Source organism: Klebsiella sp. MS 92-3, from assembly GCF_000195655.1.
Taxonomy (GTDB): domain Bacteria; phylum Pseudomonadota; class Gammaproteobacteria; order Enterobacterales; family Enterobacteriaceae; genus Klebsiella; species Klebsiella pneumoniae.
In genome coordinates this window covers 1-10,332 of sequence record NZ_GL882715.1, presented here as the reverse complement: position 1 = coordinate 10,332, position 10,332 = coordinate 1, and the positions used below count along the sequence as shown (strand labels likewise).

Here is a 10,332-nt window from a genome sequence, read left to right as displayed (position 1 = left end):
TCGGCGCGGGCTTTGGCGGCAGCCTCCGCCTGGGCGATACGACCGCGTAGGCGCGATTCGTTAGCCCGTAATTCACTTAATTGTTGCTGACCCTGCTGAATGGAAGACTCCAGGCCGGAAAGGGTCTTTTTCCGTTCGTTACGCGCCTGCTCCAGCTTCGCCTGCTGGGCCTTTTGCTCGTAGACCAGCGTTTGCTGCTGGCTCTGTTTTTCTTCGAGCATCGACTTTTGCACCGCCATCTCTTCGCGCGTTTTCTTCAACTCCGCGATAGTCTCCTGGCGGGCCTGGTTGAAATAGCTGAAATAGACCTGCATCCGCTGATTGCGCTGGCCCTCTTCACCGCTGAGCACCATCTGGATGCCGGTATGCGGCCCCTGGCGGAAAGCGGCATCGAGCTGCGCGGCGAGGTTCCGCTCCTGAGACGCGCGCTGGCGCTCCAGCTTCGCGAGAGCGGCGTTCATCTCGTCAATCTGCTTATTGAGCTGGTTCAGGCTATCCTGGGTTTCGCGCAATTTGCGGGCCGCGGCGGCGATCGCCTCTTCCTGCGCTTTGAGCTGGGCGAGCAGGCTTGCGCGCTGCTGCTGCTGTTGCTTAATCGCCCGCTGCCTGGCGGCGATGTCGGCCTGGATGGACTTTAGCTGATCGCGATCGTCGGCATGCGCAGATGACGCGCACAGCAATACGCCAGCGCTGAGCGCGCTGGCGTAAAGGACGGATCGAACTGCCGCTGCGATCCATGTAGTTGAATACATCGCCTTTCCCCTCATGGGGAAGGATTATTCCACGATGAACAGCGGCTTGCCAGTCATCTCTTGCGGGATTTCCATTCCCATCAGCGACAGCATGGTCGGGGCGATGTCGGAAAGTTTGCCGCCGTTGACCGCTTTGACCGCTTTATTACCGACGTAGATCAGCGGAACCGGCAGATTGGTATGGGCGGTGTGCGCCTGGCCGGTGGCCGGGTCGCGCATCTGCTCGGCGTTGCCGTGGTCGGCGGTGATCAGCAGTTGGCCGCCAACGGATTCCACCGCCTGAGCCACCTGGTCGATGCAGCGATCCAGCGCTTCAACCGCTTTTACGGCTGCTTCCATCACCCCGGTATGGCCAACCATATCGCCGTTCGGGTAGTTACAGATGATGGTATCGTATTTTCCGCCTTTGATGGCGGCGACCAGTTTCTCGGTCAGCTCGGCGGAGCTCATTTCCGGCTGCAGATCGTAGGTCGCCACTTTCGGCGAGTTAATCAGGATCCGCTCTTCGCCTTTAAACGGCTCTTCTACGCCGCCGTTGAAGAAGAAGGTGACGTGAGCGTATTTTTCAGTTTCGGAGATGCGCAGCTGGGTTTTATCGTGCTTCGCCATCCACTCGCCGAAGGTATTGGCCAGCGAGGCGGGCGGATAGGCGCAGGCGACTTTGATGTCGGCGGCGTATTCGGTGAGCATCACGAAATCGAGATTAACCACTTTCTTACGCGCAAAGCCGTCGAAGTCGGCGTTGACGAAGGCGCGGGTGATTTCACGCGCGCGGTCGGCACGGAAGTTCATGAAGATCAGCGCGTCGCCGTCTTCCATCGCGGCATCGGCCTGGCCGGCGGCGCGGATAACGGTCGCTTTCACGAATTCGTCGTTTTCGTCACGGGCGTAGGCGGCCTGCAGACCCGCGACGGCGGTATCGGCCTGGAATTCGCCTTTGGCCAGGGTCAGCAGATCATAAGCTTGTTCCACGCGATCCCAGCGGTTGTCGCGGTCCATGGCGTAATAGCGGCCGATGAGCGACGCGATGCGACCTTTGCCCAGCGCGGCAAATTTGGCTTCGAATGTCGCCAGCGTTTTTTCCGCACTGCGCGGCGGCGTATCACGGCCGTCGAGGAAGGCGTGCAGGTAGATCTTCTCAGCGCCGCGCTCTGCCGCCAGCTCCACCATCGCCATGATGTGATCTTCGTGGCTGTGGACGCCGCCTGGCGACATCAGGCCCATGACATGTACTGCTTTGCCGGCGGCAACCGCTTTATCGACCGCGGCGGTCAGTACCGGGTTGGCGAAGAAGGTGCGTTCTTTAATTTCCACATCGAGACGGGTCAGGTCCTGATAGACGATACGACCGGCGCCCAGGTTGACGTGGCCTACTTCGGAGTTCCCCATCTGACGGTCCGGCAGGCCGACTTCGAGGCCGGATGCATCGATCAGGGTATGTGGACGTTTGGCCCACAGCGCGTCCATTACCGGCGTTTTAGCGCTATAAATGGCGTTATCCTGTTGGTCTTCGCGATAGCCGTAGCCATCCAGAATCACCAGTACCATAGGTTTTTTAGAAACCGACATTGCGACAACCTCATGCTCAAAGACAGAAATTTTGCGTAATTTTACTACAGCTGAATCGTTTAAATCCCCGTGAAAGATCAAAGAAAGGGAGCGGCCGGGCCGCGCCGGGTCAGCGAGAGCGGCTTTTTTTCGCCACCGCCCGCAGAAAATACATTACATCGCGCTCACTGGCTGTAATTGCCGCAAGGCACAGGTATACTCCTTTCCTGGTTTTTTTCTCACTTAGTCGGGAGTTGTAACCCCCCATGCAAGAAATTATGCAATTCATCGGCCGTCACCCGGTCCTGAGCATCGCGTGGATCGCGCTGCTGGGTGCGGTAGTGTTCACCACCTTCAAGGGGCTGATGTCGAAAGTTAAAGTCATCACCCGTGGTGAAGCGACGCGTCTTATCAATAAAGAAGATGCGGTGGTGGTCGACCTGCGTCAGCGTGACGATTTCCGTAAAGGCCATATTGCCGGCGCTATTAACCTGCTGCCCAGCGATATCAAAGCCAATAACGTCGGCGAGTTGGAAAAACACAAATCGCAACCCATTATTGTGGTAGACGGTTCCGGCATGCAGGCGCAAGAGCCCGCCAGCGCGCTGAACAAAGCCGGGTTTGAAAAAGTCTTTGTACTGAAAGAGGGCATTGCTGGCTGGAGCGGCGAAAACCTCCCTCTGGTACGCGGCAAATAACTTACCTCGCGTGGTGATGCCGCCGCGTTTTCTCCTTCACGCCTGACGTGAAGGGAACACAGGCTGCGGCGTAAAACCCTCAGGGTAACAACAGGAGTGAAGTCATGGCCAATATTGAGATCTACACCAAAGCGACCTGCCCGTTCTGCATCCGCGCGAAAGCGCTGCTGAACAGCAAAGGCGTAACGTTCCATGAGTTGCCGATCGATGGCGATGCCGCGAAGCGTGAGGAGATGATCCAGCGCAGCGGACGGACGACGGTTCCGCAGATTTTTATTGATGCGCAGCACATTGGCGGCTGTGACGACTTGTATGCGCTTGATTCACGTGGTGGACTTGATCCCCTCTTGCGCTAATTTTTGCGCGCTTTCCCTGGCGGAAGCGCGTATTTAAGGACAACACGAAAGGGTTTTACTATGTCAGAACAAAACAGCACCGAAATGACCTTCCAGATCCAGCGTATCTATACCAAAGATATCTCTTTTGAAGCGCCGAACGCGCCGCAAGTTTTCCAGAAAGACTGGCAGCCGGAAGTTAAACTTGATCTGGATACCGCCTCCACCCAGCTGGCTGAAGGCGTTTATGAAGTGGTGCTGCGTGTGACCGTGACCGCTGCGCTGGGCGAAGAAACCGCGTTCCTCTGTGAAGTACAGCAGGGCGGTATTTTCTCCATCGACGGCATCGAAGGCACCCAGATGGCGCACTGCCTCGGCGCATACTGCCCGAACATTCTGTTCCCGTACGCGCGCGAGTGCATCACCAGCCTGGTTTCCCGCGGTACCTTCCCGCAACTTAACCTTGCGCCAGTGAACTTCGACGCGCTGTTCATGAACTATCTGCAGCAGCAGGCTGGCGAAGGTGCTGAACAACATCAGGATGCCTGATGAACGCACTTAATGCTGCAATGACTGTGATCGGTGCCGGCTCTTACGGCACCGCTCTTGCCATCACCCTGGCAAGAAATGGCCACCACGTTGTGCTGTGGGGCCATGACCCGAAACATATCGCGACGCTGCAACACGATCGCTGCAACGCCGCGTTCCTTCCCGATGTGCCTTTCCCGGATACGCTGCATCTTGAGAGCGACCTGGCCACCGCGCTGGCCGCCAGCCGCGACATCCTTGTCGTGGTGCCGAGCCATGTATTCGGTCAGGTGTTACGCCAGATTAAACCGTTGATGCGTTCCGACGCGCGGCTGGTGTGGGCCACCAAAGGCCTGGAGGCCGAAACCGGCCGTCTGCTGCAGGACGTGGCGCGTGAAGCGCTGGGCGATGATATTCCGCTAGCGGTGATCTCGGGGCCAACCTTCGCCAAAGAGCTGGCCGCCGGCCTGCCGACGGCGATTTCGCTGGCGGCCACGGATCCGCAGTTTGCGGAAGACCTTCAGCGTCTACTGCACTGCGGCAAAAGCTTCCGCGTCTACATCAACCCGGACTTTATCGGCGTGCAGCTCGGCGGCGCGGTGAAAAACGTCATTGCCATCGGGGCAGGTATGTCGGATGGCATCGGCTTCGGCGCCAATGCGCGTACGGCGCTGATTACCCGTGGGCTGGTGGAAATGTCCCGCCTCGGCGCGGCGCTGGGCGCCGATCCGGAAACCTTTATGGGCATGGCCGGCCTCGGTGACCTGGTGCTCACCTGCACCGACAACCAGTCCCGTAACCGTCGCTTCGGCATGATGCTCGGCCAGGGTATGGACGTGCAGAGCGCCCAGGACAAGATTGGCCAGGTGGTTGAAGGCTACCGCAATACCAAGGAAGTTCGCGTTCTGGCACAGCGTTTAGGTGTCGAAATGCCAATAACCGAGGAAATTTATCAGGTATTGTATTGCGGAAAAATTGCGCGCGAGGCAGCATTGACCTTATTGGGTCGCGCCCGCAAGGACGAGCGCAGCAGCAATTAGCTTTCCTTTGTCACCTGAATGACCCTGCCAGCGCAGAACTGGCAGGTCATTACTATATCGCCTGGAGTATGCAATGCCGTGTGAAGAACTGGATATCGTCTGGAATAATATTAAAGCCGAAGCCCGGGCTTTGGCTGACTGTGAGCCGATGCTCGCCAGTTTTTACCACGCAACGCTACTCAAGCATGAAAATCTCGGCAGCGCGCTGAGCTATATGCTGGCCAACAAGCTGGCTTCCCCGATTATGCCGGCGATCGCCATTCGCGAAGTGGTGGAAGAGGCCTACGCCGCCGATCCGGAAATGATCGCCTCCGCCGCCTGCGATATTCAGGCGGTGCGCACGCGCGACCCGGCGGTGGATAAATACTCCACGCCGTTGCTCTATCTGAAGGGTTTCCATGCCCTGCAGGCCTATCGTATCGGCCACTGGCTGTGGACTCAGGGGCGACGCGCGCTGGCGATTTTCCTGCAAAATCAGGTCTCCGTCTCTTTCCAGGTGGATATCCACCCGGCGGCGAAAATCGGCCGCGGGATCATGCTCGACCATGCCACCGGCATTGTGGTCGGCGAAACGGCGGTGATTGAAGATGACGTCTCTATTCTGCAGTCGGTCACCCTCGGCGGGACCGGTAAAACCAGCGGCGACCGTCATCCGAAAATTCGCGAAGGCGTAATGATTGGCGCCGGGGCGAAGATCCTCGGCAATATTGAAGTCGGGCGTGGGGCAAAAATCGGCGCAGGCTCAGTGGTGCTGCAGCCGGTGCCGCCGCATACCACCGCCGCAGGTGTTCCTGCGCGCATCGTCGGCAAGCCGGAGAGCGATAAGCCGGCGATGGATATGGATCAGCATTTCAACGGCATCCACCACACTTTCGAGTACGGCGACGGGATTTAACGTCTTGCCCGGTGGCGCTGCGCTTACCGGGCCTACGATCTCATCCCGCCAGCCTGTCGCCCGGATAAGGCTCCTTGCGCTGCAATCCGGGAACCGCTCAGGTTAGCTGCGCAAGACCGCGCCAGGATACCCCAGCTGGCGCCAGGCTTCATACACCACCACCGACACCGCGTTTGACAGGTTCATACTGCGGCTGTCCGGCATCATCGGAATACGGATTTTCTGCTCCGGCGGCAGGGCATCGAGGATGCTGGCCGGCAGACCGCGGGTTTCCGGGCCAAACATCAAGAAATCGCCGTCCTGATAGCTCACTGCGCTGTGCGCAGGCGTGCCTTTGGTGGTCAGGGCGAACAGACGCTGCGGCTGCGCGCTGGCGACAAACGCCGCGTAATCCGCATGGCGCTGCACGGCAGTGAACTCGTGATAGTCCAGTCCGGCGCGTCTCAGGCGTTTATCGTCCCAGGTGAAGCCCATCGGCTCAATGATATGCAGACTGAAGCCCGTGTTGGCGCACAGGCGGATAATATTCCCGGTGTTCGGCGGGATCTCTGGTTCGAATAACACGATGTTCAGCATACTGCCCCCTTAATTGCGGGGGGCAGAATAGCAGATATTTGGCGAACCCTCACCCTGAGGGAGAGGGGCGGCGTAAGGGAAAACGTGGAGAATTACGCGGCGTTATTCTGCTTCAGCGCATCGAAGGTCTGCAGCGCTTCGGCGTTCTGCACCAGCGAATCACGGCTGATTTCACGGATACTTTTCGCCCCGGTGAGGGTCATCGCCACTTTCATCTCTTTCTCGATGAGGTTCAGCAGATTCGCCACGCCCTGCTTACCGTGGGTCGCCAGGGCGTACAGGTAAGCGCGGCCCAGTAGCACGCTGTCGGCGCCCAGGGCGATCATCCGCACCACGTCGAGCCCGTTGCGGATGCCGCTGTCTGCGAGAATAGTGATGTCGCCTTTCACCGCGTCGGCAATTGCCGGCAGGGCGCGGGCCGAGGAGAGCACGCCATCGAGCTGGCGGCCGCCGTGGTTGGAGACGACAATGCCGTCAGCGCCGAAGCGCACCGCGTCGCGGGCGTCCTCCGGATCGAGGATCCCTTTGATCACCATCGGACCGTCCCAGAAATCGCGGATCCACTCCAGGTCTTTCCATGAAATCGACGGATCGAAGTTATTCGCCAGCCAGCCAATGTAATCCTCAAGCCCGGTCGGTTTGCCGAGATAGGCGGAGATATTGCCCAGATCGTGCGGGCGACCGTTAAGGCCGACGTCCCACGCCCACTGCGGATGGGTGACGGCCTGCCAGTAGCGGCGCAGGGCGGCGTTCGGGCCGCTCATGCCTGAATGGGCGTCGCGGTAGCGGGCGCCGGGAGTCGGCATATCGACGGTAAAGACCAGCGTCGAGCAGCCGGCGGCTTTGGCGCGCTCCAGCGCATTGCGCATAAAGCCGCGGTCGCGCAGGACATACAGCTGGAACCACATCGGGCGCTTGATGGTCGGGGCGACCTCTTCGATCGGGCAGACGGAAACGGTAGAGAGGGTGAACGGAATGCCTTTGTCGTCCGCCGCGCCGGCGGCCTGCACTTCGCCGCGGCGGGCGTACATCCCGCACAGCCCGACCGGCGCCAACGCCGTCGGCATCGCCAGCTTCTCGTTGAATAACGTCGTTTCCAGACTCAGGTCCGACATATTGCGCAAAATACGCTGGCGCAAGGCTACATCGGAAAGGTCCTCGACGTTGCGGCGCAGGGTATGTTCGGCGTAGGCGCCGCCGTCAATATAGTGGAACAGAAACGGCGGCAGGATACGCTGTGCGGCGGCGCGATAGTCGCTGGCGGCGGAAATAATCATCACGAGTTCTCCCTGGAATTTTCATTGTGGTCACCGGGCAGGCGGGTAATTCGCGCCTGGCGGGCCTGGTCTTCATCAAAACGTTTGATGGTGGCGTGGACAAAGCCTAAGTGGCCCATCATCGCCTGGCGCGCCGCCTCGGCGTCGCCGGCGACAATCGCCTCCATGACGGCCTGGTGCTGTTCGGTCAGGCGGGCAAACACCGGCGGCACCTGATACATGCGCTGGCGGCTCTGCTTAACGGAGGAGTGCAGCAGGTCGAAAAAGCCGCGCATGGTTTGCAGGAGCACCACGTTATGCGAGGCTTCGGCGATCGCCAGGTGAAAGCGGACATCCGCCTGCGAGGCGATATCCGGGTCTTCACTCTGGGTCGCTTCAAAGCACAGACGAATTTTTTCTTTATCGGCGTCGGTGGCGCGCATCGCCGCGTGCCACGCGGTGCTGGCTTCGATGGCGTGGCGGGCTTCGAGGATATCGAAGCTGTAGTCCGGGTCATCGGCCAGCAGCGTCTTCAGCGGCTGGACGATGTTTTGCTCTGACCACGGCTCATGCTGAAAGCGGACGAAGGTGCCGCCGCCGCGACGGCTCAACAGCACCCCTTCATTGACCAGCATCGCCAGCGCTTCGCGCAGGGAATTGCGTGAGACGCCGAGCTGGGCGGCGAGCTGGCGCTCGGCGGGCAGTCGCATGCCCGCCTCCAGCTGTTGTTCTTCAATCAGCGCCCGGACGCGACGCGCCACGTCGTCGGCCAGGCGTTTAGGCATCACTATCACGGGATCATCCAGGTTAAAACGTAGGCCTGCAGCGTGGTGATCAGCCCCACCATGCAGGTGAAGATCAGGCTATGTTTGACGGTAAAGCGGAACAGATCCGACTCTTTGCCCACCAGGCCTACCGCGGCGCAGGCGATGGCGATCGACTGAGGGGAAATCATCTTGCCAGTAACGCCGCCGGTGGTATTAGCCGCGACCAGCAGGATATCGGAGACGCCAATCTGCTGCGCCGCCGTTGCCTGCAGCGCGGCGAATAGGGCGTTAGACGAGGTGTCCGAACCGGTCAGGAATACCCCCAGCCAGCCAAGGAACGGCGAGAAGAAGGTAAACGCGTGGCCGGTATGGGCCAGCGCCAGGGCCAGGGTCGACGACAGCCCGGAATAGTTAGAGATAAAGGCGAACGCCAGCACCATGCCGATAGAGTAGATCGGCAGCGCCAGATCCTTCAGCGTCCCGGCGAAGGTGGTCAGCGCATCTTTCGGCTTCATGCGCAGCCAGACGATGGACAGCAGGGCGGCGAACAGAATGGCGGTGCCGGTTGCCGACAGCCAGTCGAATTTATATACCGCGGCGTAGGGCGTTGCGGCGCTAACCACCGGCGGCATACGGGCAACCATTTTGTCGAGGAATGGTACCGAAATATTGATAACGAAGTCATACATCGCGCCGCCAGGAGCGAACAGCGCTTTGAATGGCGGCACGCTCCACAGGGTCACGGTGGCGGTCAGGAACAGGAACGGCGACCAGGCGCGGATCACTTGTCCCGCCGTGTAGCGTGTGCGGGCCAGCGTCATATCCACCTGCGAGGCGCCGAGATCGCCGAAGCGGAAGATGCGTACCGGCTGCCAGCGTTTGAGGAACAGGGTCAGACAGACCAGGGAGACCAGCGACGAGATGATATCCGGCAGCTCCGGGCCAAGGAAGTTAGAGCTGAGGTACTGGGCAATAGCGAACGAACCGCCTGCGACTATCACCGCCGGCCAGGTCTCTTTAATGCCGCGCCAGCCATCCATAATCGCCATGATCCAGAACAGCACGATAATGGTCAGGAACGGCAGCTGGCGGCCCACCATCTGGCCGATGGCGAAGCTATCGATACCGGTCACCTGGCCGGCGACCAGAATCGGGATGCCCATCGCACCGAAGGCCACCGGCGCGGTGTTGACGATCAGGCACAGGCCAGCCGCATACAGCGGGTTAAACCCGAGACCAACCAGCAGCGCGGCGGTAATCGCCACCGGTGCGCCGAAACCCGCCGCCCCTTCGAGAAAGGCGCCGAACGAGAAGCCGACGATCAGCATCTGCAGGCGCTGGTCCGGCGTAATCGACAGAATCGATGAGCGGATGATGTCGAACTGTCCGGTCTTCACCGAGATTTTATAGACGAAGACCGCGGCGATAATAATCCACGCGATAGGCCACAGGCCGTAGAAGAAGCCGTAGACCACCGAGGCTAAGGCGCGGTCCACCGGCATTTTATAGAACAGTAAGGCAACGACCAGCGCGATTGCGACGGTCCAGGTGGCAGCGATGTAGCCTTTCAGTTTGAGCTTAATCAGCGCAAAAAAGAAAAACAGAATCGGTAGCGATGCGATAAGACTGGATAGCCAGATATTACCGGCGGGATCGTAGTTTTGTTGCCAGAGATTCATGCAGGGTCTCCATCGGGCCGCCAGGAGAGGAGGGCTGAGTCTGCGCTCATTGCCGATCCCACCGAAGGTAAAATTGGCCCGGCCAATTAAGGGTATCAGGGTTGATGACAACGAATGGTTAATCAGATGTTGCTCTTAAGCAACGTGTTTGTGATTGGTTTTGACGGATTTGTGAACTGCCAGGGGGTGGATGAAATTATTGGTTGGACCAATCGACCCGGCTGAAGGTAAAAATGTGGGGGAGTGAAGACAGAATAG

Annotated in this window: 11 protein-coding genes; 5 read left to right on the top strand and 6 right to left on the bottom strand. The window is 59.4% G+C overall.

Features of this window, described 5'->3' with window-relative positions:
* Both envC and gpmM read right to left on the bottom strand, forming a co-directional pair.
* Positions 1-767 (bottom strand): murein hydrolase activator EnvC (gene envC / locus HMPREF9538_RS32715; RefSeq protein ID WP_009483916.1); only part of this gene is annotated, 767 nt, incomplete at its 3' end.
* A 9-nt stretch (positions 768-776) separates the two neighbouring features.
* Positions 777-2,321: a 2,3-bisphosphoglycerate-independent phosphoglycerate mutase gene (gpmM, locus tag HMPREF9538_RS25675; RefSeq protein ID WP_004188142.1), complete on the bottom strand. Its 1,545-nt coding sequence runs from the start codon at positions 2,319-2,321 to the stop codon at positions 777-779.
* 245 nt (positions 2,322-2,566) lie between these two features.
* Here gpmM and HMPREF9538_RS25680 point away from each other — a divergent pair, with 245 nt between their 5' ends.
* From HMPREF9538_RS25680 to cysE, 5 genes are all read left to right on the top strand, one after another.
* Entirely contained in the window at positions 2,567-2,998 is a 432-nt protein-coding gene (locus HMPREF9538_RS25680; protein ID WP_002922436.1) for a rhodanese-like domain-containing protein, read from the top strand.
* A gap of 104 nt (positions 2,999-3,102) precedes the next feature.
* Positions 3,103-3,354: a glutaredoxin 3 gene (gene grxC, locus HMPREF9538_RS25685; protein WP_002922429.1), complete on the top strand. Its 252-nt coding sequence runs from the start codon at positions 3,103-3,105 to the stop codon at positions 3,352-3,354.
* Positions 3,355-3,414: 60 nt separating this feature from the next.
* Positions 3,415-3,882, top strand: a complete 468-nt coding sequence (gene secB, locus HMPREF9538_RS25690) for a protein-export chaperone SecB (RefSeq protein WP_002922428.1) — start codon at positions 3,415-3,417, stop codon at positions 3,880-3,882.
* Positions 3,882-4,901: an NAD(P)H-dependent glycerol-3-phosphate dehydrogenase gene (gene gpsA, locus HMPREF9538_RS25695; protein ID WP_002922427.1), complete on the top strand. Its 1,020-nt coding sequence runs from the start codon at positions 3,882-3,884 to the stop codon at positions 4,899-4,901. Before secB ends, gpsA begins: the two co-directional genes overlap by 1 nt.
* Before the next feature lie 73 nt (positions 4,902-4,974).
* On the top strand, positions 4,975-5,796 hold the full coding sequence (gene cysE / locus HMPREF9538_RS25700) for a serine O-acetyltransferase (RefSeq protein ID WP_002922426.1): 822 nt from the start codon (positions 4,975-4,977) through the stop codon (positions 5,794-5,796).
* 102 nt (positions 5,797-5,898) lie between these two features.
* Here the strand turns inward: cysE and trmL are convergent, their stop codons facing one another.
* The 4 genes from trmL to lldP all read right to left on the bottom strand — a co-directional run bounded on the left by trmL (position 5,899) and on the right by lldP (position 10,074).
* Positions 5,899-6,372, bottom strand: coding sequence for a tRNA (uridine(34)/cytosine(34)/5-carboxymethylaminomethyluridine(34)-2'-O)-methyltransferase TrmL (trmL, locus tag HMPREF9538_RS25705; protein ID WP_002922423.1), 474 nt, complete (start codon positions 6,370-6,372; stop codon positions 5,899-5,901).
* Between the two features lie 92 nt (positions 6,373-6,464).
* Positions 6,465-7,649 (bottom strand): FMN-dependent L-lactate dehydrogenase LldD, encoded by a 1,185-nt coding sequence (gene lldD / locus HMPREF9538_RS25710; protein WP_002922420.1) that lies wholly within the window; start codon positions 7,647-7,649, stop codon positions 6,465-6,467.
* A complete protein-coding gene (gene lldR, locus HMPREF9538_RS25715; protein ID WP_002922415.1) occupies positions 7,649-8,422 on the bottom strand; it encodes a transcriptional regulator LldR in 774 nt (257 codons plus the stop codon). The genes lldD and lldR overlap by 1 nt, the downstream gene beginning before the upstream one ends.
* A complete protein-coding gene (lldP, locus tag HMPREF9538_RS25720; protein WP_002922413.1) occupies positions 8,419-10,074 on the bottom strand; it encodes an L-lactate permease in 1,656 nt (551 codons plus the stop codon). Before lldP ends, lldR begins: the two co-directional genes overlap by 4 nt.
* Positions 10,075-10,332: the final 258 nt, after the last annotated feature.

Bases quoted from the DNA above. Each gene is read 5' to 3' on its own strand.
- gpmM (WP_004188142.1), bottom strand. From the start codon at position 2,321: ATGTCGGTTTCTAAAAAACCTATGGTACTGGTGATTCTGGATGGCTAC.
- HMPREF9538_RS25680 (WP_002922436.1), top strand. From the start codon at position 2,567: ATGCAAGAAATTATGCAATTCATCGGCCGTCACCCGGTCCTGAGCATC.
- grxC (WP_002922429.1), top strand. From the start codon at position 3,103: ATGGCCAATATTGAGATCTACACCAAAGCGACCTGCCCGTTCTGCATC.
- secB (WP_002922428.1), top strand. From the start codon at position 3,415: ATGTCAGAACAAAACAGCACCGAAATGACCTTCCAGATCCAGCGTATC.
- gpsA (WP_002922427.1), top strand. From the start codon at position 3,882: ATGAACGCACTTAATGCTGCAATGACTGTGATCGGTGCCGGCTCTTAC.
- cysE (WP_002922426.1), top strand. From the start codon at position 4,975: ATGCCGTGTGAAGAACTGGATATCGTCTGGAATAATATTAAAGCCGAA.
- trmL (WP_002922423.1), bottom strand. From the start codon at position 6,372: ATGCTGAACATCGTGTTATTCGAACCAGAGATCCCGCCGAACACCGGG.
- lldD (WP_002922420.1), bottom strand. From the start codon at position 7,649: ATGATTATTTCCGCCGCCAGCGACTATCGCGCCGCCGCACAGCGTATC.
- lldP (WP_002922413.1), bottom strand. From the start codon at position 10,074: ATGAATCTCTGGCAACAAAACTACGATCCCGCCGGTAATATCTGGCTA.